The 20,651-nt window shown below is 66.3% G+C and carries 32 protein-coding genes; all 32 read right to left on the bottom strand.

Annotated elements, in window-relative coordinates; all coding sequences use genetic code 11:
- Window positions 1-86: 86 nt before the first annotated feature.
- The gene (gene rplQ, locus ACWGDE_RS10475) at window positions 87-560 is read right to left on the bottom strand and encodes a 50S ribosomal protein L17 (protein WP_453388590.1); all 474 of its coding nucleotides are present in this window, start codon (window positions 558-560) and stop codon (window positions 87-89) included.
- 89 nt (window positions 561-649) lie between these two features.
- Entirely contained in the window at window positions 650-1,672 is a 1,023-nt protein-coding gene (locus ACWGDE_RS10480; RefSeq protein ID WP_008739666.1) for a DNA-directed RNA polymerase subunit alpha, read from the bottom strand.
- A gap of 147 nt (window positions 1,673-1,819) precedes the next feature.
- Window positions 1,820-2,224, bottom strand: a complete 405-nt coding sequence (rpsK, locus tag ACWGDE_RS10485; RefSeq protein WP_006376016.1) for a 30S ribosomal protein S11 — start codon at window positions 2,222-2,224, stop codon at window positions 1,820-1,822.
- A gap of 54 nt (window positions 2,225-2,278) precedes the next feature.
- Window positions 2,279-2,659: a 30S ribosomal protein S13 gene (rpsM, locus tag ACWGDE_RS10490; RefSeq protein ID WP_150518306.1), complete on the bottom strand. Its 381-nt coding sequence runs from the start codon at window positions 2,657-2,659 to the stop codon at window positions 2,279-2,281.
- A 200-nt stretch (window positions 2,660-2,859) separates the two neighbouring features.
- Window positions 2,860-2,973, bottom strand: coding sequence for a 50S ribosomal protein L36 (gene rpmJ, locus ACWGDE_RS10495; protein ID WP_003956441.1), 114 nt, complete (start codon window positions 2,971-2,973; stop codon window positions 2,860-2,862).
- A gap of 74 nt (window positions 2,974-3,047) precedes the next feature.
- Window positions 3,048-3,269 (bottom strand): translation initiation factor IF-1, encoded by a 222-nt coding sequence (infA, locus tag ACWGDE_RS10500; protein WP_003956442.1) that lies wholly within the window; start codon window positions 3,267-3,269, stop codon window positions 3,048-3,050.
- Window positions 3,270-3,409: 140 nt separating this feature from the next.
- Window positions 3,410-4,261 carry a type I methionyl aminopeptidase gene (gene map / locus ACWGDE_RS10505; protein WP_453388591.1) on the bottom strand — a complete coding sequence of 284 codons (852 nt, stop codon included), beginning with the start codon at window positions 4,259-4,261 and terminating at the stop codon, window positions 3,410-3,412.
- A 106-nt stretch (window positions 4,262-4,367) separates the two neighbouring features.
- Complete coding sequence (locus ACWGDE_RS10510) at window positions 4,368-5,015, bottom strand: adenylate kinase (RefSeq protein WP_453388592.1); 648 nt, start codon at window positions 5,013-5,015, stop codon at window positions 4,368-4,370.
- Window positions 5,015-6,328, bottom strand: a complete 1,314-nt coding sequence (secY, locus tag ACWGDE_RS10515) for a preprotein translocase subunit SecY (protein ID WP_453388593.1) — start codon at window positions 6,326-6,328, stop codon at window positions 5,015-5,017. The genes ACWGDE_RS10510 and secY overlap by 1 nt, the downstream gene beginning before the upstream one ends.
- A gap of 186 nt (window positions 6,329-6,514) precedes the next feature.
- On the bottom strand, window positions 6,515-6,970 hold the full coding sequence (rplO, locus tag ACWGDE_RS10520; RefSeq protein ID WP_243333371.1) for a 50S ribosomal protein L15: 456 nt from the start codon (window positions 6,968-6,970) through the stop codon (window positions 6,515-6,517).
- Between the two features lies 1 nt (window position 6,971).
- Window positions 6,972-7,154: a 50S ribosomal protein L30 gene (rpmD, locus tag ACWGDE_RS10525; RefSeq protein WP_005313525.1), complete on the bottom strand. Its 183-nt coding sequence runs from the start codon at window positions 7,152-7,154 to the stop codon at window positions 6,972-6,974.
- The gene (rpsE, locus tag ACWGDE_RS10530; RefSeq protein WP_030388857.1) at window positions 7,154-7,756 is read right to left on the bottom strand and encodes a 30S ribosomal protein S5; all 603 of its coding nucleotides are present in this window, start codon (window positions 7,754-7,756) and stop codon (window positions 7,154-7,156) included. Before rpsE ends, rpmD begins: the two co-directional genes overlap by 1 nt.
- A 45-nt stretch (window positions 7,757-7,801) precedes the next feature.
- Window positions 7,802-8,185 carry a 50S ribosomal protein L18 gene (gene rplR / locus ACWGDE_RS10535; protein ID WP_030026334.1) on the bottom strand — a complete coding sequence of 128 codons (384 nt, stop codon included), beginning with the start codon at window positions 8,183-8,185 and terminating at the stop codon, window positions 7,802-7,804.
- 2 nt (window positions 8,186-8,187) lie between these two features.
- Window positions 8,188-8,727, bottom strand: coding sequence for a 50S ribosomal protein L6 (gene rplF / locus ACWGDE_RS10540; protein WP_453388594.1), 540 nt, complete (start codon window positions 8,725-8,727; stop codon window positions 8,188-8,190).
- A 20-nt stretch (window positions 8,728-8,747) separates the two neighbouring features.
- On the bottom strand, window positions 8,748-9,146 hold the full coding sequence (gene rpsH, locus ACWGDE_RS10545; RefSeq protein WP_007265911.1) for a 30S ribosomal protein S8: 399 nt from the start codon (window positions 9,144-9,146) through the stop codon (window positions 8,748-8,750).
- A 223-nt stretch (window positions 9,147-9,369) separates the two neighbouring features.
- Window positions 9,370-9,555, bottom strand: a complete 186-nt coding sequence (locus ACWGDE_RS10550; protein WP_003956452.1) for a type Z 30S ribosomal protein S14 — start codon at window positions 9,553-9,555, stop codon at window positions 9,370-9,372.
- A 5-nt stretch (window positions 9,556-9,560) separates the two neighbouring features.
- A complete protein-coding gene (rplE, locus tag ACWGDE_RS10555; RefSeq protein ID WP_030388859.1) occupies window positions 9,561-10,112 on the bottom strand; it encodes a 50S ribosomal protein L5 in 552 nt (183 codons plus the stop codon).
- The gene (rplX, locus tag ACWGDE_RS10560) at window positions 10,112-10,435 is read right to left on the bottom strand and encodes a 50S ribosomal protein L24 (protein WP_453388595.1); all 324 of its coding nucleotides are present in this window, start codon (window positions 10,433-10,435) and stop codon (window positions 10,112-10,114) included. The genes rplE and rplX overlap by 1 nt, the downstream gene beginning before the upstream one ends.
- A gap of 2 nt (window positions 10,436-10,437) precedes the next feature.
- Window positions 10,438-10,806: a 50S ribosomal protein L14 gene (gene rplN, locus ACWGDE_RS10565; protein WP_003956455.1), complete on the bottom strand. Its 369-nt coding sequence runs from the start codon at window positions 10,804-10,806 to the stop codon at window positions 10,438-10,440.
- Window positions 10,807-10,930: 124 nt separating this feature from the next.
- Window positions 10,931-11,212 carry a 30S ribosomal protein S17 gene (rpsQ, locus tag ACWGDE_RS10570; protein ID WP_030026328.1) on the bottom strand — a complete coding sequence of 94 codons (282 nt, stop codon included), beginning with the start codon at window positions 11,210-11,212 and terminating at the stop codon, window positions 10,931-10,933.
- Complete coding sequence (gene rpmC, locus ACWGDE_RS10575; RefSeq protein WP_008739703.1) at window positions 11,212-11,436, bottom strand: 50S ribosomal protein L29; 225 nt, start codon at window positions 11,434-11,436, stop codon at window positions 11,212-11,214. Before rpmC ends, rpsQ begins: the two co-directional genes overlap by 1 nt.
- Complete coding sequence (rplP, locus tag ACWGDE_RS10580; RefSeq protein WP_112447745.1) at window positions 11,436-11,855, bottom strand: 50S ribosomal protein L16; 420 nt, start codon at window positions 11,853-11,855, stop codon at window positions 11,436-11,438. The genes rpmC and rplP overlap by 1 nt, the downstream gene beginning before the upstream one ends.
- Before the next feature lie 5 nt (window positions 11,856-11,860).
- Window positions 11,861-12,703 carry a 30S ribosomal protein S3 gene (gene rpsC, locus ACWGDE_RS10585; protein ID WP_214946846.1) on the bottom strand — a complete coding sequence of 281 codons (843 nt, stop codon included), beginning with the start codon at window positions 12,701-12,703 and terminating at the stop codon, window positions 11,861-11,863.
- Window positions 12,703-13,050 carry a 50S ribosomal protein L22 gene (gene rplV / locus ACWGDE_RS10590; protein WP_266938741.1) on the bottom strand — a complete coding sequence of 116 codons (348 nt, stop codon included), beginning with the start codon at window positions 13,048-13,050 and terminating at the stop codon, window positions 12,703-12,705. Before rplV ends, rpsC begins: the two co-directional genes overlap by 1 nt.
- A 43-nt stretch (window positions 13,051-13,093) precedes the next feature.
- The gene (gene rpsS, locus ACWGDE_RS10595) at window positions 13,094-13,375 is read right to left on the bottom strand and encodes a 30S ribosomal protein S19 (RefSeq protein WP_023539342.1); all 282 of its coding nucleotides are present in this window, start codon (window positions 13,373-13,375) and stop codon (window positions 13,094-13,096) included.
- A gap of 12 nt (window positions 13,376-13,387) precedes the next feature.
- Complete coding sequence (gene rplB / locus ACWGDE_RS10600; protein ID WP_069921522.1) at window positions 13,388-14,224, bottom strand: 50S ribosomal protein L2; 837 nt, start codon at window positions 14,222-14,224, stop codon at window positions 13,388-13,390.
- 39 nt (window positions 14,225-14,263) lie between these two features.
- Window positions 14,264-14,587, bottom strand: a complete 324-nt coding sequence (gene rplW, locus ACWGDE_RS10605; protein WP_384651649.1) for a 50S ribosomal protein L23 — start codon at window positions 14,585-14,587, stop codon at window positions 14,264-14,266.
- A complete protein-coding gene (gene rplD / locus ACWGDE_RS10610; protein WP_030008466.1) occupies window positions 14,587-15,237 on the bottom strand; it encodes a 50S ribosomal protein L4 in 651 nt (216 codons plus the stop codon). The genes rplW and rplD overlap by 1 nt, the downstream gene beginning before the upstream one ends.
- A 4-nt stretch (window positions 15,238-15,241) precedes the next feature.
- Entirely contained in the window at window positions 15,242-15,886 is a 645-nt protein-coding gene (gene rplC, locus ACWGDE_RS10615) for a 50S ribosomal protein L3 (RefSeq protein ID WP_254387364.1), read from the bottom strand.
- A 14-nt stretch (window positions 15,887-15,900) separates the two neighbouring features.
- Window positions 15,901-16,209 (bottom strand): 30S ribosomal protein S10, encoded by a 309-nt coding sequence (gene rpsJ, locus ACWGDE_RS10620; RefSeq protein WP_003948644.1) that lies wholly within the window; start codon window positions 16,207-16,209, stop codon window positions 15,901-15,903.
- A gap of 466 nt (window positions 16,210-16,675) precedes the next feature.
- Complete coding sequence (locus ACWGDE_RS10625) at window positions 16,676-17,812, bottom strand: hypothetical protein (RefSeq protein ID WP_453388596.1); 1,137 nt, start codon at window positions 17,810-17,812, stop codon at window positions 16,676-16,678.
- A gap of 77 nt (window positions 17,813-17,889) precedes the next feature.
- On the bottom strand, window positions 17,890-20,490 hold the full coding sequence (locus tag ACWGDE_RS10630; protein ID WP_453388597.1) for a peptidoglycan recognition protein family protein: 2,601 nt from the start codon (window positions 20,488-20,490) through the stop codon (window positions 17,890-17,892).
- Between the last annotated feature and the right edge of the window lie 161 nt (window positions 20,491-20,651).

Below are 20,651 nucleotides of genomic sequence, written 5' to 3' on the forward strand. Positions count from 1 at the left end.
GAACGCCGAAGAAAACGCAGAACGGGCCCGCCCCGGAAGGGGGCGGGCCCGTTCAGAGCCGATCAAGCAAGCGTGATCCCGAAGGATCAGGCCTCCTTGGTCTCCTCGGCGGGGGTCTCGACGGCCTCGGCCTTGGCCTCCGCCTCCTTGACCGCGCGCTTCGTGGCGGCCTCGGCCTCACCGGTGGCGGCCTGGGCCACGGTCAGGGCCTCGACCAGCTCGATCACGGCCATCGGGGCGTTGTCGCCACGACGGTTGCCGATCTTGGTGATGCGCGTGTAACCACCGGGGCGGTTCTCGTAGCGCGGGGCGATCTCGGTGAAGAGCGTGTGCACGATGCTCTTGTCCGTGATCGTCTGCAGCACCAGGCGACGGTTGTGGATGTCGCCCTTCTTGGCCTTGGTCACCAGACGCTCGGCGTAGGGACGCAGGCGACGGGCCTTGGCCTCGGTGGTGGTGATGCGGCCGTGCTCGAAGAGCGACTTCGCGAGGTTCGCGAGGAGGTGCTTCTCGTGCGCGGCGCTGCCGCCCAGACGGGCACCCTTTGCGGGACGCGGCATGGTCTTACTCCTTCATATCTGCACCGGCCGTGTCAGGTACCGGTGTCAGTTCCCCCGAGGCGGATGCCGCGGGAAAGTTCTGGTGGTGCTTAGTACTGCTCGGTCTCGACGAAACCGGCGTCCGCGTCGTCGTCGGCGCCGAAGGCGTCGGCGGCGGCGGTCGGGTCGAATCCGGGCGGGCTGTCCTTGAGGGCCAGGCCCATGCCGGCCAGCTTCGCCTTGACCTCGTCGATCGACTTCGCACCGAAGTTGCGGATGTCGAGCAGGTCGGCCTCGGAGCGGGCGACGAGCTCACCCACGGAGTGGATGCCCTCGCGCTTGAGGCAGTTGTACGAGCGGACCGTGAGCTCGAGCTCCTCGATCGGCAGCGCCAGGTCGGCGGCCAGGGCCGCGTCCGTCGGCGAGGGGCCCATGTCGATGCCCTCGGCGTCGATGTTGAGCTCGCGCGCCAGACCGAACAGCTCGACCAGGGTCTTACCGGCGGACGCCATGGCGTCGCGCGGGCGCATGGCCTGCTTGGTCTCGACGTCGACGATGAGCTTGTCGAAGTCGGTGCGCTGCTCGACTCGGGTCGCCTCGACCTTGTAGGTGACCTTGAGGACCGGGCTGTAGATGGAGTCGATCGGGATGCGACCGATCTCCTGGCCCAGCTGCTTGTTCTGGACGGCGGAGACGTAGCCGCGACCGCGCTCGACGGTCAGCTCCATCTCCAGCTTGCCCTTGCCGTTGAGCGTGGCGAGGACCAGGTCCGGGTTGTGCACCTCGACACCGGCCGGGGGCGCGATGTCGGCAGCGGTGACCAGGCCGGGACCCTGCTTGCGCAGGTACATCACGACCGGCTCGTCGTGCTCCGAGGAGACGACCAGCTGCTTGATGTTGAGGATGATGTCGGTGACGTCTTCCTTGACACCCGGCACGGTGGTGAACTCGTGCAGGACGCCGTCCACGCGGATGCTGGTGACAGCGGCACCCGGGATCGAGGACAGGAGCGTGCGGCGGAGCGAGTTGCCGAGGGTGTAACCGAAGCCCGGCTCGAGCGGCTCGATCACGAACCGCGAGCGGTACTCGTCTACGACCTCTTCGGTCAGCGAGGGACGCTGAGCGATAAGCATGTGGATTCCTTCATTCGTGGACGCCCACTATTTGACGCCCGACGGGTGCGGCACGGGGCCGCGGACTACAAGGGTACGGGCGGCACGTCCCCCGCGAGGGGTTCGTACCGCCCGAACACTCAAAGACGCACAAGTGCGCCCGCTGCGTCAGACGCGGCGGCGCTTCGGCGGACGGCAGCCGTTGTGCGGGGTGGGGGTGACGTCCTGGATCGAGCCGACCTCGAGGCCGGTGGCCTGGAGGGAGCGGATCGCGGTCTCACGGCCGGAGCCGGGACCCTTGACGAAGACGTCGACCTTGCGCATGCCGTGCTCCTGCGCGCGACGGGCGGCCGACTCGGCGGCCATCTGCGCGGCGAAGGGGGTGGACTTGCGCGAGCCCTTGAAGCCGACGTGGCCGGCGGAGGCCCAGGAGATCACGTTGCCCGCGGGGTCCGTGATCGAGACGATCGTGTTGTTGAACGTGCTCTTGATGTGGGCGTGCCCGTGAGCGACGTTCTTCTTTTCCTTGCGGCGCACCTTCTTGGCAGCGCCCTGACGACCCTTGGGGGGCATCTAAATCTCCTACGGGAGGTGGTCGGTCCTACAGCGCAAGACCGCTGAACAGGACTACTTCTTGCCCGGCTTCTTCTTACCGGCGATCGCGCGACGCGGACCCTTGCGGGTACGGGCGTTCGTGCTGGTGCGCTGACCGTGCACCGGGAGGCCGCGACGGTGGCGGATACCCTGGTAGCACTGGATCTCGACCTTGCGGCGGATGTCGGCCTGGATCTCGCGGCGGAGGTCACCCTCGGTGCGGAGGTTGGCGTCCACGTACTCGCGGATCTTGACCAGGTCCTCTTCGGCCAGGTCACGAACGCGGGTGTTCGGGTTCACACCGGTGGCCGCAAGGATCTCCTTGGACCGGGTGCGACCGACACCGAAGACGTAGGTAAGTGCGATCTCCACACGCTTTTCGCGCGGGATGTCAACACCGGAAACGCGTGCCATTCAATGGCTCCTGTGTGTTCGGGGGTCTTCCGCAGAACCGAACCCCGGCCGCCGACCACACCTGCTGGGTGGTGGTACGTCCGGGTCCCCGGCCCCCGCCGGAGGTGCCGCCGGCCCCGGTCAGGGCTGGGCGGGTTCTGCGTATGTACGTTTTCTTACGTCGCGCGAAGAACTGCGTAGTGCAGGTCGGTCGGCGTGCGTCAGCCCTGGCGCTGCTTGTGGCGCAGGTTGTCGCAGATGACCATGACCCGACCGTGACGGCGGATCACCTTGCACTTGTCGCAGATCTTCTTGACGCTCGGCTTGACCTTCATGTTGGTGAGGTTCTCCGGGTCAGTGCCACCACCCGCGTCGGGACAGGACGTCCGGACGGGAGTGAAGACAAGATCTACTTGTATCGGTAGACGATCCGGCCACGCGTCAGGTCGTACGGAGAGAGCTCCACGACAACCCGGTCATCAGGGAGGATGCGGATGTAGTGCATGCGCATCTTGCCGCTGATGTGCGCGAGGACCTTGTGACCGTTCTGGAGTTCCACCTTGAACATCGCGTTCGGGAGGGACTCGATCACGGTGCCCTCGATTTCGATGGCACCTTGCTTCTTGGCCACGCTTCGCCTTTCGAATCGGCTACCTTGATCAGCTCCCCGCTTCGCATGTGGACATGCGGGTGCAAAGGAGCCGACGAGTCAGTCTACGTCAGGGCACCCAGAAAGACGAATCCGGAAAGTTTGCCCTAGAGACTAGATCATTAACCAAGGGGGTCCGGCGCGGTGGACACGCCGTACGCCGCCAGCCTGGCCTTGCCGCAGTCCGGCGAGGTCAGCACGATGGGGCCCTCCTCGGTCAGGGCGATGGAGTGCTCCCAGTGCGAGGACCAGGTCCCGTCGGTGGTGATGACCGTCCAGTCGTCCGCCAGGACCTCTGTCTGGGCGGTGCCCAGGGAGACCATCGGCTCGATCGCCAGGCAGACGCCCGGGACGAGCTTGATGCCCTTGCCCCGCTTGCGCGAGACGTAGTTCAGCAGGTGCGGGTCCATGTGCATCTCGGTCCCGATGCCGTGGCCGCCGTAGTCCTCGATGATCCCGAACTTGCCGAGGCTGTGCTCACCGGTGCTCGGACGCGGCTGGCGCTTGATGTAGGTCTCGATCGCCTTGGAGATGTCCACGAGCCGGTTTCCGAGCTTCATGGCGGCGATGCCGGCCCACATGGACTCCTCGGTCACCCGGGAGAGCTCCAGGAGCTCAGGCGCGTGCCCAGTGCCCACGAAGGCGGTGTACGCGGCGTCGCCGTGCCAGCCGTCGACGATGGCGCCGGCGTCGATCGAGATGATGTCGCCGTCCTTGAGGACCGTCTTGTCGTCGGGGATGCCGTGGACGACGACCTCGTTGACCGAGGTGCAGATGGTCGCGGGGAACCCGCCGTAGCCGAGGAAGTTCGACTTGGCGCCGGCGTCCGCGATGACCTTGCGGGCCACCATGTCCAGATCGCGCGTCGTGGCGCCCGGTACGGCCGCCTCACGGGTCGCCGCGTGGATCGCCGCGACGACCAGCCCCGCCTCGCGCATCTTCGCGATCTGCTCGGGGGTCTTGATCTGGACCATGGAAATGCCTTCCACCTTCGGTTCGGGATCTTCTCGACAGTGTCGTCTCAACAGTACGGCCGCGGCGTCCAGAGGACACCGCGGCCGGATCTGCACAACAGGGGTACTACTTCTTCAGGGCGTCCATCGCGCGCTGCGTGACGTCCTTGACCTCACCCAGAGCGGGGATCGTCGACACGAGGCCCTGGGCCTTGTAGTAGTCGATGATCGGCTCGGTCTGCGTGTGGTAGACGTCGAGGCGGTTGCGCACGGCTTCCTCGGACTGGTCCTCACGCACGTACAGCTCGCCGCCGCAGATGTCGCAGACACCCTCGACCTTCGGCGGCTGGTACGCGACGTGGAAGACGTGCCCGCCGTCGTTGCGGCAGGTACGGCGGCCGGCGAGACGCTTGACGACCTCGTCCTCCTCGACCTCCAGGTCGAGGACGGCGTCGAGGTTCATGCCCTCGGCCTTCAGCATCACGTCGAGGGCCTCGGCCTGCGACACGTTGCGCGGGAAACCGTCGAGCAGGAAGCCGCCGGCGGCGTCGGGCTGCTCCATCCGGTCCTTGGCCATGCCGATGGTGATCTCGTCCGGGACGAGGTCTCCGGCGTCCATGAACGCCTTGGCGCGCCGGCCCAGCTCGGTGCCCTGACTGATGTTGGCCCGGAACAGGTCGCCCGTGGAGATGTGCGGGATGCCCAGGGTCTTGGCAAGCACGGTCGCCTGCGTTCCCTTGCCCGCACCGGGCGGTCCGACGAGGACGATTCGCATCAGCGGAGGAACCCTTCGTAATTACGCTGCTGGAGCTGGCTCTCGATCTGCTTCACGGTTTCCAGACCCACACCCACGATGATCAGGATGCTCGTCCCGCCGAACGGGAAGTTCTGGTTCGCCCCGAAGCCCGCCAACGCCATCGTCGGCACAAGAGCGATGAGACCCAGGTACAGCGACCCCGGCCAGGTGATCCGGTTGAGTACGTAGCTGAGGTACTCGGCGGTAGGCCGACCGGCGCGGATGCCCGGGATGAACCCACCATACTTCTTCATGTTGTCCGCAACTTCTTCGGGGTTGAACGAGATCGCCACGTAGAAGAACGCGAAGAAAACGATCAGGAGGAAGTAGGCGGCGATGTAGTACGGGTGGTCGCCCTTGACGAAGTGCTTGCTGATCCAGGTGGCCCAGCCGGCGGTGGAGCCGCTGAACTGGACGATCAGTGCCGGGATGTACAGCAGCGACGAGGCGAAGATGACCGGGATGACACCGGCCTGGTTCACCTTGAGCGGGATGTACGTCGAGGTACCGCCGTAGGCACGACGGCCGATCATGCGCTTCGCGTACTGGACCGGGATCCGTCGCTGCGCCTGCTCGACGAAGACCACGAGGGCCACCATCGCGAGGCCGACCAGGATGACCACGCCGAACTCGACCCAGCCGTCCGCGATCTTGCCCTGGAGCTTGATCTGCCAGAGGGCTCCGACGAAGCCCGCGGCGATCGAGATGAACATCAGGATCGACATACCGTTGCCGATGCCGCGGTCGGTGATGAGCTCACCGAGCCACATGACGAGGCAGGTACCCGCGGTCATGGTGAGCACCATGACGACGGTGGTGAAGATCGATCGGTCCGGGACGATCTGGTCTTTGACCTGGCAGCCCTGGAAGAGGGCGCCGCTGCGGGCGGTGGCGACGAGGCCGGTGCCCTGCAGGATCGCGAGCGCGACCGTCAGATAGCGCGTGTACTGAGTGATCTTCGACGTGCCGGCTTGACCCTCTTTTTTGAGGTTCTCCAGCTTCGGGATGACCACGGTCAGCAGCTGCAGAATGATGCTCGCCGTGATGTAGGGCATGATGCCGAGCGCGAAGATCGTGATCTGCAGCAGCGCACCGCCGCTGAACATGTTGACGAGACCGAAGAGGCTGTTGCTGCTGCCGGCCTGGTCAACACAGATCTGAACGTTCTTGTAGCTCACGCCGGGTACCGGGATGTGGGACCCGAGCCGATACAGCACGATGATGCCGAGCGTGAAGAGCAGCTTCTTGCGCAGGTCGGGCGTCTTGAACGCCCGGGCGAACGCGGTGAGCACGGTGCCTCCTGCGACCCCCGCGCTACTGCGTCAGAGGTGACGGTCTGAGGGATCGACGAATAAAGACAAGCAAAGGTGCAGGCCACCTTACCGGCGTCTGCGGCCCCCGTGGAACGACCAACCGGGGATGCCCCATATGTGAGGCATCCCCGGTCGGGTTTCTAGCTATTTGTCACTGAGTTCGTCTTAGACGAGCTCGGTCACAGAGCCACCAGCGGCGGCAATCTTCTCCTTGGCGGAGCCGGAGACGGCGTCAACCGAAACCTGCAGCGCCACGGAGATCTCGCCCTGGCCCAGGACCTTGACGAGGCTGTTCTTGCGAACCGCGCCCTTGGCGACCAGGTCGGCCACCGTGACTTCTCCACCCTCGGGGTAGAGAGCGCCGAGCTTGTCCAGGTTCACGACCTGGAACTCGGTGCGGAACGGGTTCTTGAAGCCCTTGAGCTTCGGCAGACGCATGTGGAGGGGCATCTGCCCACCCTCGAAGCGCTGCGGGATCTGGTAACGGGCCTTCTGGCCCTTCGTACCACGACCGGCCGTCTTACCCTTCGACGCCTCACCACGACCGACACGGGTCTTCGCGGTCTTGGCGCCGGGGGCGGGACGGAGGTTGTGGGCCTTCAGCGGGCTGCTCTCAGCCATGTTAGTCAACCTCCTCAACCGTCACGAGGTGGCGGACGGTGTGAACCATTCCGCGGAACTCGGGGCGGTCCTCCTTGACGACGACGTCGTTCAGGCGCTTGAGCCCGAGCGAACGCAGCGTGTCGCGGTGGTTCTGCTTGCTGCCGATGTACGACTTCGTCTGCGTGATCTTGAGGCGAGCCATTACGCACCCGCCCCAGCACGCGCACGAAGCAGAGCCGCGGGGGCGACGTCCTCGAGGGGCAGACCACGGCGAGCCGCGATCTCCTCGGGACGCTGCAGGCCCTGAAGGGCCGCCACGGTCGCGTGCACGATGTTGATCGCGTTGTCGGAGCCCAGGGACTTCGACAGGATGTCGTGAACGCCGGCGCACTCCAGAACGGCGCGCACCGGGCCACCGGCGATAACACCGGTACCGGGGGAAGCAGGCTTCAGCAGGACAACGCCGGCCGCCTTCTCGCCCTGGATCGGGTGCGGGATGGTGCCCTGGATGCGGGGAACCTTGAAGAAGTTCTTCTTGGCTTCCTCGACACCCTTGGCGATGGCCGCGGGAACTTCCTTGGCCTTGCCGTAACCGACACCTACAGTGCCGTCACCGTCGCCCACCACGACCAGCGCGGTGAAGCTGAAGCGGCGACCACCCTTGACAACCTTGGCGACGCGGTTGATCGCGACAACGCGCTCAACGTAAGCGGTCTTCTCGGCGGCAGGGCCACCGTCGCGACCCTTCCGGTCCCGCCGCTCGCCGCCACCGGCACCGCTTCCGCGGCGCTGGGGTCCAGCCATTGGATTACCTCTCTCTGTTACGTCCGTGAGTCCCGGAACCGGGGCTTAGAACTTCAGCCCGGCTTCGCGGGCGGCGTCAGCCAGAGCGGCAATGCGCCCGGCGTATCGGTTGCCACCGCGGTCGAACACGACGGTCTCGACACCCGCAGCCTTGGCACGCTCGGCGACGAGCGCGCCGACAGCCTGGGCCTGGGCGCTCTTGTCGCCTTCGCCACCGCGGATCGAAGCGTCCAGGGTCGACGCGGACGCCAGGGTGTGACCCTGGAGGTCGTCGATGACCTGAGCAACGATGTTGCGGTTGGAACGCGTCACGACGAGGCGCGGACGCTCCGCCGTACCCGAGACGTTCTTGCGGATGCGGATGTGACGGCGGGCCTTGGCGGCACGCTTGTACGCGTCGCCCTTGGCGATCTTTACACCGTATGCCATGGCTACTTACCAGCCTTTCCGACCTTGCGGCGGATGACCTCGCCGGCGTACTTGACACCCTTGGCCTTGTACGGGTCGGGCTTCCGCAGCTTGCGGATGTTGGCGGCGACTTCGCCGACCTTCTGCTTGTCGATGCCCTCGACCGAGAACTTGGTGGGCGACTCGACCTTGAAGGAGATGCCCTCGGGCGCCTCGATCAGGATCGGGTGGCTGTAACCAAGCTGGAACTCCAGGTCGGAGCCCTTCGCGGCGACGCGGTAACCGACACCGCTGATCTCGAGCGCCTTGACGTACCCCGTGGTCACACCGGTGATCATGTTCGCCACCAGCGTGCGGGACAGGCCGTGCAGGGCCTTGTTCTGACGCTCGTCGTTCGGACGGACGACGTTCAGAACGCCGTCCTCACCCTTGACGATCTCGATCGGCGCAGCGACGGTGTGCGAGAGGGAACCCTTGGGGCCCTTCACCGCGACCGTGCGGCCATCGATGGTGACGTCCACACCGGCGGGAACCTGGATGGGGAGCTTGCCGATTCGCGACATTGCTTTTCCTCCGTTCCCGACTACCAGACGTAGGCGAGGACTTCCCCACCTACGCCCTTCTTGCCTGCCTGCTGGCCGGTGAGCAGACCGTGGGACGTGGAGATGATCGCCACGCCCAGGCCGCCGAGCACCTTCGGCAGGTTGGTGGACTTCGCGTACACACGCAGACCGGGCTTCGAGATCCGCTTGATGCCCGCAATGGAGCGCTCGCGGTTCGGCCCGAACTTCAGCTCGAGGACGAGGTTCTTGCCGACCTCGGCGTCCTCGACCTTCCAGCCGGTGATGAAACCCTCCTGCTTGAGGATCTCTGCGATGTGCGACTTGATCTTGCTGTGCGGCATCACCACGGTGTCGTGGTACGCCGAGTTAGCGTTACGCAGACGCGTGAGCATGTCTGCGATCGGGTCAGTCATGGTCATGAAGTGGCCTTCGGCCTCTCTCGCCGGGGTTTCCTGTATGCGCCATCCCTCTCCCCACTCAGTGGCGGGACGGGTGCGGTGCGGGGACCTACGGCGTAGTAAGTCGTTATGGGCGGCGGACGCCCAACCACACAAGCCTAAGGCATGCGGGGCCGGGCATCCGCCGTCCAGATGCTTACCGAGAGTGCCTGGAAGTTCCCAAGTCCTTGCGGACGAGAGGGAATTACCAGGAGCTCTTGGTCACGCCCGGCAGCTCGCCACGGTGAGCCATCTCACGAAGGCAGACGCGGCACAGGCCGAACTTGCGGTACACGGAGTGGGGACGACCGCAGCGCTGGCAGCGGGTGTACGCACGCACACCGAACTTGGGCTTGCGGGCAGCCTTCGCGATGAGAGCCTTCTTCGCCATCTCGCTTACGCCTCCTTGAAGGGGAAGCCGAGGTGACGAAGGAGGGCGCGGCCCTCGTCGTCGTTGGTCGCCGTGGTGACCACGGTGATGTCCATACCCCGGGTACGGTCGATCTTGTCCTGGTCGATCTCGTGGAACATGACCTGCTCCGTGAGACCGAAGGTGTAGTTGCCACGGCCGTCGAACTGCTTCGGCGACAGACCACGGAAGTCACGGATACGCGGCAGCGCGAGCGACAGCGTACGGTCCAGGAACTCCCACATGCGGTCACCACGGAGGGTGACGTGGCAGCCGATCGGCTGACCCTCGCGCAGCTTGAACTGCGCGATGGACTTGCGGGCCTTCGTGACGGCCGGCTTCTGACCGGTGATCGTCGTCAGGTCCTTGATGGCGCCGTCGATCAGCTTGGAGTCGCGGGCGGCGTCGCCCACACCCATGTTGACCACGATCTTCACGAGGCCGGGGATCTGCATGACGTTCTCGTAGGAGAACTCCTCACGCAGCTTGCCCGCGATGTCCTCGCGGTACTTCGTCTTGAGACGCGGAGTGGTAGCCATCAGATGTCCTCACCCGTCCGCTTGGCAACGCGGATCTTGTTGCCCTCTTCGTCGAAGCGGAAACCGACGCGGGTAACGACCTTCTGGCCGTCCTTCTCCACAACCAGCTGAACGTTGCTGACGTGGATCGGCGCCTCGACGATCACGATGCCGCCGGTCTGCGAGCCACCAGCGGTCTGGCCGGCCTTGGTGTGCTTCTTGACCCGGTTGACACCCTCGACCAGGACACGGTTCTCAGTAGGGATGGCCATGATGACCTTGCCCTGCTTGCCCTTGTCCTTACCGGTGATGACCTGAACCAGGTCGCCCTTCTTGATCTTCATGCTTACAGCACCTCCGGCGCGAGCGAGATGATCTTCATGAACTTCTTCTCGCGCAGCTCACGGCCCACCGGGCCGAAGATACGGGTGCCGCGAGGGTCGCCGTCGTTCTTCAGAATGACGGCGGCGTTCTCGTCGAAGCGGATGTACGAGCCGTCCTGGCGGCGGCGTTCCTTCACGGTGCGAACGATGACCGCCTTGACGACGTCACCCTTCTTCACGTTGCCACCGGGGATCGCGTCCTTGACGGTGGCGACGATGACGTCACCGATGCCCGCGTAGCGGCGACCGGAGCCACCGAGAACACGGATGCAAAGGATCTCCTTGGCACCAGTGTTGTCGGCGACACGCAGTCGCGACTCCTGCTGGATCACGTCTATCTCCTGTTTGTCTGCCGGTTCCCGGCGGGGGCTTCACTCCGAAGAGCTACCGCCCCCACCGAGCCTGGCGGAACGAACCTGAGGGGCCCCCGGGCATGCTGCCCGGGGCCTCAGATAATTACTTGGCCTTCTCGAGGATCTCGACGATGCGCCAGCGCTTGCTCGCCGACAGCGGACGCGTCTCCATGATGAGGACGCGGTCGCCGACGCCGGCAGCGTTCTGCTCGTCGTGAGCCTTGAGCTTGTTCGTACGGCGGATGACCTTGCCGTACAGCGCGTGCTTCACGCGGTCCTCGACAGCGACGACGACGGTCTTGTCCATCTTGTCGCTGACGACGAGACCCTCACGGGTCTTGCGGAAGCCGCGCTCGTTCGTCTCAGTCACGTTCTTCTCGCTCATCAGGCGCTCTCCACCGTCTCGATACCGAGCTCACGCTCGTGCATCAGGGTGTAGATGCGAGCGATGTCCTTACGGACGGACTTGAGCCGGCCGTTGTTCTCCAGCTGGCCCGTGGCCGCCTGGAAGCGCAGCTTGAACAGCTCTTCCTTGGCCTCGCGCAGCTTGCCAACGAGCTCCTCGTTACCGAGCTCACGCAGCTCGGACGCCTTGGTTCCCGTCGCCATCACGACTCACCTGCCTCGCGCCGAACAATCCGGCACTTCATCGGAAGCTTGTGAGCAGCGCGGGTGAGCGCCTCACGAGCAATCTTCTCGTTCGGGTAGGACAGCTCGAACATGACCCGGCCCGGGTGCACGTTCGCGATCCACCACTCGGGAGAACCCTTACCGGAACCCATGCGGGTCTCGGCAGGCTTCTTCGTCAGGGGGCGGTCCGGGTAGATGTTGATCCAGACCTTGCCGCCACGCTTGATGTGGCGGGTCATCGCGATACGAGCCGCCTCGATCTGGCGGTTCGTCACGTAAGCCGGGGTCAGCGCCTGGATGCCGTACTCACCGAACGAGACCTCAGTACCGCCCTTGGCCATACCGCTGCGCTTCGGGTGGTGCTGCTTGCGGTGCTTGACCCTACGAGGGATCAGCATGTCGGTCAGGCCTCCGTTCCGGTGCTCTCGGCCGGAGCGGCGGCGGGAGCGTCGGCCTTGGGGGCCTCGACACCAGCAGCCTGCTGCGGCTTGCGGCCACCACGGCCGCCGCGCTCGCCACCACGGCCACCACGGCCGGCGGGACGGTCGCCAGCGCCCTGCGCGCCACGGGCCGGGCGGTTACCCGCACGGGCCGCAGCGTTCTCGGCGCGAACCTCGGCGATGTTCTTGACGTCGCCCTTGTAGATCCAGACCTTCACACCGATACGGCCGAAGGTGGTCTTGGCCTCGAAGAAGCCGTAGTCCACGTTCGCGCGGAGGGTGTGCAGCGGCACACGGCCTTCGCGGTAGAACTCGGAGCGGGACATCTCGGCGCCGCCGAGACGACCGCCACACTGGATCTTGATGCCCTTGGCGCCGGCCTTCATCGTGCCCTGCATGCTCTTACGCATGGCGCGACGGAAGGAGACGCGGGAGGAGAGCTGCTCGGCAACGGCCTGCGCGACCAGCTGAGCGTCGACCTCGGGGTTCTTGACCTCGAGGATGTTCAGCTGGACCTGCTTGCCCGTGAGCTTCTCGAGGTCACCGCGGATGCGGTCGGCCTCGGCGCCACGACGGCCGATGACGATGCCCGGACGAGCGGTGTGGATGTCCACACGCACGCGGTCACGGGTGCGCTCGATCTCAACCTTCGAGATGCCGGCGCGCTCCATGCCGGACGTCATCATCCGACGGATGGCGACGTCTTCCTTGACGTAGTCCTTGTACAGCTTGTCGGCGTACCAACGCGACTTGAAGTCGGTGGTGATGCCGAGCCGGAACCCGTGCGGGTTTACCTTCTGGCCCATTACCGGGAACCTTCCTTGCTGCTGACGACCACGGTGATGTGGCTGGTCCGCTTGCGGATCCGGTAGGCACGGCCCTGCGCACGCGGACGGAACCGCTTCAGGGTCGGGCCCTCGTCCACGAACGCCTCGCTGATGAACAGCGAAGTGGCGTCCGGGTGGTTGTAGTTGTGTGCGGCGTTGGCAATGGCGCTGTCAAGCACCTTGCCAACCGGCACGCTCGCGGCCTGCGGGGCGAAACGCAGGACCGCCTGAGCCTCCGTGGCATCCATGCCACGGATAAGGTCCACCACTCGGCGGGCCTTCATGGGCGTGACGCGGATGTACCGCGCCTGGGCCCTGGCTTCCATGGTTGTCCCTTCGGTGTAAGTCATAGTCGTTACCACCCCGCCTTTAGCGGCGCTTCGACTTCCGGTCGTCCTTGACGTGGCCGCGGAAGGTGCGAGTCGGCGAGAACTCGCCGAGCTTGTGGCCGACCATCGACTCGGTGACGAACACCGGGACGTGGATCTTGCCGTTGTGCACCGCGATGGTGTGACCCAGCATGGCCGGGATGATCATCGAGCGACGGGACCAGGTCTTGATGACGTTCTTGGTACCGGCTTCGTTCTGTACGTCCACCTTCTTGATGAGGTGTCCGTCGACGAAGGGTCCCTTCTTGAGACTGCGCGGCATCTAAACCCGCTCCTAGCGCTTCTTGTTCGTCTTGCGGCGGCGGACGATGTACTTGCTCGAAGCCTTCTTCGGCGAGCGAGTACGACCCTCCTTCTGACCCCACGGGGAGACCGGGTGACGACCACCGGAGGTCTTACCCTCACCACCACCGTGCGGGTGGTCGACCGGGTTCATCGCGACACCGCGGACGGAGGGGCGAACGCCCTTCCAGCGCATGCGGCCGGCCTTGCCCCAGTTGATGTTCGACTGCTCGGCGTTGCCGACCTCACCGACGGTCGCGCGGCAGCGCGCGTCGACGAGACGGATTTCACCGGACGGCATACGAAGGTGGGCCATGGTGCCCTCCTTCGCCAGCAGCTGCACGGAGGCACCAGCGGAGCGGGCGAACTTGGCGCCGCCACCGGGACGGAGCTCGATCGCGTGGATCGTGGTACCGACCGGGATGTTGCGGAGCGCCAGGTTGTTGCCGGGCTTGATGTCGGCCGTGGGGCCGTTCTCAATCCGGTCACCCTGCTTCAGGCTCTTCGGCGCGATGATGTAGCGCTTCTCGCCGTCCGCGTAGTGCAGGAGCGCGATGCGCGCAGTGCGGTTGGGGTCGTACTCGATGTGCGCGACCTTGGCCGGCACGCCGTCCTTGTCGTGACGACGGAAGTCGATCACGCGGTAGGCGCGCTTGTGTCCACCACCCTGGTGGCGAACAGTGATCCGGCCGGTGTTGTTACGGCCGCCCTTGCTGTGCAGAGGGCGAACCAGCGACTTCTCCGGCGTGGACCGCGTGATCTCGACAAAGTCGGCGACGCTGGAGCCACGACGGCCCGGGGTCGTCGGCTTGTACTTGCGGATACCCATTTCTCAGTCCTCGTCCGATTCCGGACGACTAGACCTCCGTTAGGAGGCCTGGCCGCCGAAGATGTCGATTCGGTCGCCCTCAGCGAGGGTCACGATGGCGCGCTTGGTGTTCGCGCGCTTGCCGAAACCGGTCTTGGTGCGCTTGCGCTTACCCTGACGGTTGATCGTGTTGACCCCGGTGACCTTGACCCCGAAGACCGCCTCGACGGCCTGCTTGATCTGAGTCTTGTTGGAGCCGGGCGCGACGATGAACGTGTACTTGTTCTCGTCCAGCAGCGCGTAGCTCTTCTCCGAGACAACCGGCTTGATCAGCAGGTCGCGCGGGTCGGTGAAGGTCTTGCTGGTAACGGTCGCCTCAGACATCAGGCGTCGCTCCCTTCGGTCTCATCGGCCTTGGGGCCAGACACGAAGGACTCGAAAGCGGCCTGAGTGAAGACCACGTCGTCAGAGACGATCACGTCGTACGTGTTCAGCTGGCCCGGCTCCAGGATGTGAACCTGGGGCAGGTTGCGGGCGGACAGCCACGCGGCCTCGTCGGCGCGCTCGACGACCAGGAGCAGGTTCTTGCGCTCCGAGATCTTGCCGAACAGCGTCTTGGCGGCCTTCGTGGAGGCAGCACCCTCGACCACGCCGGTGACGACGTGGATGCGGGAGTGGCGCGCGCGGTCCGAGAGGGCACCGCGGAGGGCGGCGGCCTTCATCTTCTTCGGGGTCCGCTGCGAGTAGTCACGCGGCTGCGGGCCGTGGACGACGCCACCGCCGACGAACTGCGGAGCGCGGGTGGAACCCTGGCGAGCGCGGCCGGTGCCCTTCTGGCGGTACGGCTTGCGGCCACCACCACGGACTTCGCCGCGACGCTTGGTCTTGTGCGTGCCCTGACGGGCAGCAGCCAGCTGGGCGACGACGACCTGGTGGATCAGCGGAACGCTGGTCTTCGCGTCGAAGATCTCCGCGGGGAGCTCGACGGTACCGGCCTTGTCGCCTGCAGGCGAAAGGATGTCAATGGTGCTCATTAACTCAAGCCCCCTTAACCGCGGTACGGACCAGGACGAGGCCGCCGTTCGGACCGGGAACTGCGCCCTTGATGAGGAGCAGACCCTTCTCCGCGTCAACCGCGTGGATGGTCAGGTTCTGGGTGGTGACGCGCTCGTTGCCCATGCGACCGGCCATGCGCATGCCCTTGAAGACACGCCCAGGGGTGGCGCAGCCACCGATCGAACCGGGGGAGCGGTGCTTGCGCTGCACACCGTGACCGGCGCCGAGGCCCCGGAAGTTGTGCCGCTTCATGACACCGGCGAAGCCCTTGCCCTTGCTGTTGCCCGTGACGTCAACCTTGACGCCGGACTCGAACACGGCCGCGGTGATCTCCTGGCCGAGCGTGTACTCGCTGGCGTCGGAGGTGCGGAGCTCCACCAGGTGGCGGCGCGGGGTGACGTCGGCCTTGGCGAAGTGGCCCTTGAGGGGCTTGTTCACCTTGCGCGGGTCGATCTCGCCGAAGGCGATCTGGACCGACTCGTAGCCGTCGACATCGTTCGTACGGACCTGGGTAACGACGCAGGGTCCGGCCTTGACCACGGTCACCGGGACGACACGGTTGTTCTCGTCCCAGACCTGGGTCATGCCGAGCTTCTCGCCCAGGACGCCCTTGATCTGCTTTGCCATCTTCTCGACGCCTCTCAGAGCTTGATCTCGATGTCAACGCCGGCCGGAAGGTCCAGGCGCATCAGCGAGTCAACGGTCTTGGGAGTCGGGTCGAGGATGTCGATCAGGCGCTTGTGAGTGCGCATCTCGAAGTGCTCGCGCGAGTCCTTGTACTTGTGCGGCGACTTGATGACGCAGTACACGTTCTTCTCAGTGGGCAGCGGCACCGGGCCCGCGACCGACGCACCAGTGCGCGTCACCGTCTCGACGATCTTCTTCGCCGACGAATCGATGACCTCGTGGTCGTAGGCCTTGAGCCGGATGCGGATCTTCTGTCCCGCCATGGCTACTCCGTAGTCCTGTCTGTTGTGGAAACGCTCTGGCGCTCGGCCGGCTGCGGATGACTCCGCCGCTTTCCTCCGACCCACGCGGTCGGGCGTGTCGCACTCCCTCTACAGAAAATTCCCATACGGAAATTCCCTCGTCCAAGGGGGTACGGTCCCAAGACCGCGGTTCGGGGGAAAACACCCACCGAGTGCCTGGCAGGCACCGTGCTGACGCTTCCCAGAAGATTCCCGTACGTCCGCCCCATTGCTGCCCCGAGAGGCAGGTAAGGCGACGAGTACTGTGGGACTCGCTTCCGGTCCTCCCGGCGGGAGGCGCGCAGCATCGGCACTCAGCCGAGCAACTTGAGTAGTCTGCCATACGAGACACGTACCTGGCCAATCGGGCCGAAGAGAATACCCCGCCACGCTGAGTGGTCAAACTGCACCACGCGGCGGGGATCCCTCGTCCTCCCACGGATCCCGCTCAGGAGCGGGAAACGCTGCCGCAGCCCTCCTGCCGGTCGGCATCCAGGGCCTTGCTGCGGTCGTACGGGTCCACCGGCGTGCCGGAGGGGGTGGGCCCGGTGGGCGTGTCCTCGTCGAAGACGGGGTGCAGGAATCCGTCGAAGACGTCACACGAGCTGTTGGCGATGTCCACGTCGAACTTGTCCAGCCAGAGCTTGCCCGGGGTGGCCTCCCACTTGCGCGGGTCGGAGATCGAGAAGGTGAGCTCGCGCCGCACGACGGAGCGCTCGACCTGGTGTGCGCCCGGCTTCGCCTTCACGAACGGGTACACGAACGTGTAGTCGACCATCACCATGGCCTTCCCGGCCCCCTCCCCCGGCTCCACCCACATCCGGCCGCGGACCTTGACCACATCGCCCGCGGGCTTCAGCTCGGCCGGATTGCTCCGGGAGAAGACCCACAGCGGGTCCTGGTCCTTGCTCGGGGCGGCGAGGAACTTCTCCAGGTCGTTCCCCTGGCCTTTGAGTTTGGGATCGAGCAGGTCCAGGGCGGCCGAGGGGCGCTCGCCGCGCAGGGTCGCCGGGTCCAGGTTGGCCGTGACCAGGAACTGCTTGACCTTCTCCAGCGCGTCGGCGACCTTCTCCTTGCTCATGCCGCCGACGGCCTGGGCCTCCGGCAGCTCGATGCCGGCCGCGCCGTCGGCCCACTGGAGGGCCGGGGAGCCGCGGAAGGGCTCCTTGAGCGTCGGCTGGTCCGGGTCCACCACCGGGGGCGCGGCCGTCGGTGCCGCGGTCTCCGCGGGCAGCGGCTCCTTGTTCGCCGCGTCCGAGCCCGGAACACCGGCCGTGAGGTGGTCGGTGACCAGCTCCGGCCGGATCGCGACCACGGCGACCAGGACGACCAGGGCGATACCCAGAGCGGCCTTGAGCCGCCGCTTGCGCTGCAGCCGCCTCTCGTCCTGCCAGGCCGGACCGGTGCGCCAGCCGGGCGGCAGCCCGCCCCGGGCGGCTTCCTCCGCGCGCAACCGACCGGTCACCATGCGTGCCCGGGCGGACGGCTCCGCGGGGGCCTCCCCCGTACCGGCTTCCGCCTGCTGCTGGAACCGCGCCCAGTCCTCGTCCGAGACGGAGGGCCTGCCCTCGTCGTTGTTTCCCATGCCCCACCCCTGGATGTCACGGCGGGGGTCCCCCGGACCTTGTCCAGGAGACCCCCGCCGATGGAACGTGTGTCTGACTACTTGGTGAAGTAGCCCGTGATGTCAGCGATCAGATCGACGCTGCCGTCGTGGTTGTAGAAGCTGACCTTCCCGTCGACCACCGGGACGACCACCAGGTTCGGGATCGTCTGGCCCGCCGTGAAGTTCAGGTTCGAAGCACTCGAGCGGGTCGTACCGCTCGGGTACACCGCCACGTAGCTCGACGACGTCGGGTTGGTGGCGGTGACGTTCAGCACCACCGCGGTGACGCCCGAGGCCGGGATGCCGTTGGTGCCGGCGACCGCGAGGGTCACCACGCCCTGCGCGCCGACCTTGGCCTGCGGCACGCCCAGACCCGCACGCGTGTCCATCAGGCGCTTCGGACCGATGTTGACGTGCGTGGAGCCCGTACCGGCCGAGGTGAAGTAGCCCGTGATGTCAGCGATCAGGTCCACCGAGCCGTCGTTGTTGTAGAAGCTGACCTTCCCGTCGACCACCGGGACGACCACCAGGTTGGGGATGGTCTTGCCCGGGGTGAAGTTCAGGTTCGAGGCGCTGGAGCGGGTCGTACCGCTCGGGTACACCGCCACGTAGCTCGACGACGTCGGGTTGGTCGCGGTCACGTTGAGCACCACCGCGGTGACGCCCTCGGCCGGGATGCCGTTGGTGCCCGCCACCGGCAGGGTCACCACGCCCTGCGCGCCGACCTTGGCCTGCGGCACGCCCAGACCCGCACGCGTGTCCATCAGGCGCTTCGGACCGATGTTGACGTGCGTGGAGCCCTCGCCGGCCGTGGTGAAGTAGCCGGTGATGTCGGCGATCAGGTCGATGCTGCCGTCGTGGTTGTAGAAGTTGACCTTGCCGTCGACCACGGGCACGACCACCAGGTTCGGGATGGTCAGACCGGGCGTGACGTTCAGGTTCGAGGCGCTGGAGCGGGCCGTGCCGCTCGGGTACACCGCCACGTAGCTCGACGACGTCGGGTTGGTGGCGGTCACGTTCAGCACGACCGAGGTGACGCCGGCCGGGATGCCGTTGGTGCCGGCGACCGCGAGGGTCACCACGCCCTGCGCGCCGACCTTGGCCTGCGGCACGCCCAGACCCGCACGCGTGTCCATCAGGCGCTTCGGGGTGACGGGGACGAACTTGGCGTCCTTGGCCGCCGCGGCGACCTCAGCGACGACGGTGACCGGCAGGCTCGTGGAGACCTTGCCATTCGTCGAGGTCGCCTGGACCTGGATCTTGTACGTGCCGTTGGTCAGCACCGTGCTCGCGGAACGGGCCGTGCCCGGCGTGTTCACGGCCGGTACGCCGTCCACCAGCAGCTCGAACTTGGCCAGCCGGCCGTTGTCCGTGCTGGTGCTCCAGTCGACGGTCAGGGGCCCGGTGGACTTGTAGCTGGAGCCCGCGACGGCCGCCGTCCCGTTCACCGTGGCCATCTTCAGCCGCGCGGCGGGGCCGGAGGAGCGGATCGTGTCCAGCTGCGCGTAGAGCGCGTCACCGGGGCACTCGGTGTTGAAGCCGTCGCGGTGACCCGAAACGGTCTTGAACGGGTAGGCCTGGCCCTTGACGAAGGTGCCGCCGACGCCGTTCTTCTGGTCGGCGCCCGCGGTCAGCGTGGTCGAGCCGTTCATGTCCCCGTCGTACTGGCCGTGCTTGTAGGCCGCGAGCTGGGACACCGCGTCGAGCGCGGCGGGCGAGGCACCGGCGCCGGTGTAGTTGCCGAGTACGGCCACACCCGCCGACTCGGAGTTGAAGCCGTAGGTGTGCGCTCCGAAGACCGGCAGGTCGATGCCGCCCTTACGGCCCTCGAAGATCTTGCCGCACTTGTCGACCAGGAAGTTGTAGCCGATGTCCTTCCAGCCGTTCGTCTTCACGTGGTAGAGCTGGATGCCCCGGACGATGGCGGCCGACTGCGAGCAGTCGTAGTCCGCGGCGTCCGCCGTGTGGTGGACGAAGACGGCCTTGACCTTGCCGCCCGGCAGGTACTCGGGGGTCTCGGTGTTGGTCTCGTCGGCCTGCCAGTCGGCGCGGGCGACGATCGCCGGCCGCGGCGCCGTGGAGGCGGGCCCGGGGTCCCCGGGAGCGATGGAGAAGGCCGCCGGATCGGCGTTCAGCTCCCCCTTCTTCTTCCCGGAGCCGGTGGAGCCCGGGTCGACGAGGTTCAGCTCCAGGCCCGCGGGGAGGCTTCCGCCGCTCGCGCGCACCTCGGCGCCGTTCGACGGGCCGACCCAGACGGGCTCGGTGGCGCCGTGCGCGGACGGGCGCTTGCCGTCCAGTCCGGCCTGCATGGGGTCGAGGGCGATCCAGCCGGACCACTTCCCGGTCTCCGCGTTGCGGGTGCGGGCCTCGATCTTGCCCTTGACCTCCGCGGCGGGGTCCGTCCAGGAAACGCCCAGGAGACCGAAGAGCTCGGTGCCCTGCTTGGCGAAGACGGCCTCACTGCCCTTGGACTGCAGCGCGAGCTTGCGCACCTCGCCGTCCGCGGGACCGGTCTGCTTCGCTCCGGCGCTGTACGCCTTCGCCGCCGGACCCTCGCCCTTGTCGTCGGAGGAGATCCATCCGGGTCCGCCGGCCACCCCTTGGAACCCCAGTACCGCTGCCACGCCCAGCGCGGCGGCCAAAGCCGTACCGCGCACACGACCCAGTCTCAAAATTGTTCCCGCCCCTGTAACGAACGTCTGTCCTGTGACACCTGATCCGCCCGGATGCTACTTGTACGACTTCCCGGGCCATCCGGCGGGGCCTCCGAAGGCGGAAGACCCCGGTCCGCCGCGTTCGGCGGACCGGGGTCTTCCTG

The sequence above is a fragment of the Streptomyces sp. NPDC054956 genome (assembly GCF_053609185.1).

Coding starts and splice junctions, on each gene's coding strand:
- rplQ (WP_453388590.1), bottom strand. CDS start 560: ATGCCGCGTCCCGCAAAGGGTGCCCGTCTGGGCGGCAGCGCCGCGCAC.
- ACWGDE_RS10480 (WP_008739666.1), bottom strand. CDS start 1,672: ATGCTTATCGCTCAGCGTCCCTCGCTGACCGAAGAGGTCGTAGACGAG.
- rpsK (WP_006376016.1), bottom strand. CDS start 2,224: ATGCCCCCCAAGGGTCGTCAGGGCGCTGCCAAGAAGGTGCGCCGCAAG.
- rpsM (WP_150518306.1), bottom strand. CDS start 2,659: ATGGCACGCGTTTCCGGTGTTGACATCCCGCGCGAAAAGCGTGTGGAG.
- rpmJ (WP_003956441.1), bottom strand. CDS start 2,973: ATGAAGGTCAAGCCGAGCGTCAAGAAGATCTGCGACAAGTGCAAGGTG.
- map (WP_453388591.1), bottom strand. CDS start 4,261: ATGGTCCAGATCAAGACCCCCGAGCAGATCGCGAAGATGCGCGAGGCG.
- ACWGDE_RS10510 (WP_453388592.1), bottom strand. CDS start 5,015: ATGCGAATCGTCCTCGTCGGACCGCCCGGTGCGGGCAAGGGAACGCAG.
- rplO (WP_243333371.1), bottom strand. CDS start 6,970: ATGGCTGAGAGCAGCCCGCTGAAGGCCCACAACCTCCGTCCCGCCCCC.
- rpmD (WP_005313525.1), bottom strand. CDS start 7,154: ATGGCTCGCCTCAAGATCACGCAGACGAAGTCGTACATCGGCAGCAAG.
- rpsE (WP_030388857.1), bottom strand. CDS start 7,756: ATGGCTGGACCCCAGCGCCGCGGAAGCGGTGCCGGTGGCGGCGAGCGG.
- rplR (WP_030026334.1), bottom strand. CDS start 8,185: ATGGCATACGGTGTAAAGATCGCCAAGGGCGACGCGTACAAGCGTGCC.
- rplF (WP_453388594.1), bottom strand. CDS start 8,727: ATGTCGCGAATCGGCAAGCTCCCCATCCAGGTTCCCGCCGGTGTGGAC.
- rpsH (WP_007265911.1), bottom strand. CDS start 9,146: ATGACCATGACTGACCCGATCGCAGACATGCTCACGCGTCTGCGTAAC.
- ACWGDE_RS10550 (WP_003956452.1), bottom strand. CDS start 9,555: ATGGCGAAGAAGGCTCTCATCGCGAAGGCTGCCCGCAAGCCCAAGTTC.
- rplE (WP_030388859.1), bottom strand. CDS start 10,112: ATGGCTACCACTCCGCGTCTCAAGACGAAGTACCGCGAGGACATCGCG.
- rplX (WP_453388595.1), bottom strand. CDS start 10,435: ATGAAGATCAAGAAGGGCGACCTGGTTCAGGTCATCACCGGTAAGGAC.
- rpsQ (WP_030026328.1), bottom strand. CDS start 11,212: ATGAGCGAGAAGAACGTGACTGAGACGAACGAGCGCGGCTTCCGCAAG.
- rpmC (WP_008739703.1), bottom strand. CDS start 11,436: ATGGCGACGGGAACCAAGGCGTCCGAGCTGCGTGAGCTCGGTAACGAG.
- rplP (WP_112447745.1), bottom strand. CDS start 11,855: ATGCTGATCCCTCGTAGGGTCAAGCACCGCAAGCAGCACCACCCGAAG.
- rpsC (WP_214946846.1), bottom strand. CDS start 12,703: ATGGGCCAGAAGGTAAACCCGCACGGGTTCCGGCTCGGCATCACCACC.
- rplV (WP_266938741.1), bottom strand. CDS start 13,050: ATGGAAGCCAGGGCCCAGGCGCGGTACATCCGCGTCACGCCCATGAAG.
- rpsS (WP_023539342.1), bottom strand. CDS start 13,375: ATGCCGCGCAGTCTCAAGAAGGGACCCTTCGTCGACGGACACCTCATC.
- rplB (WP_069921522.1), bottom strand. CDS start 14,224: ATGGGTATCCGCAAGTACAAGCCGACGACCCCGGGCCGTCGTGGCTCC.
- rplW (WP_384651649.1), bottom strand. CDS start 14,587: ATGTCTGAGGCGACCGTTACCAGCAAGACCTTCACCGACCCGCGCGAC.
- rplD (WP_030008466.1), bottom strand. CDS start 15,237: ATGAGCACCATTGACATCCTTTCGCCTGCAGGCGACAAGGCCGGTACC.
- rplC (WP_254387364.1), bottom strand. CDS start 15,886: ATGGCAAAGCAGATCAAGGGCGTCCTGGGCGAGAAGCTCGGCATGACC.
- rpsJ (WP_003948644.1), bottom strand. CDS start 16,209: ATGGCGGGACAGAAGATCCGCATCCGGCTCAAGGCCTACGACCACGAG.
- ACWGDE_RS10625 (WP_453388596.1), bottom strand. CDS start 17,812: ATGGGAAACAACGACGAGGGCAGGCCCTCCGTCTCGGACGAGGACTGG.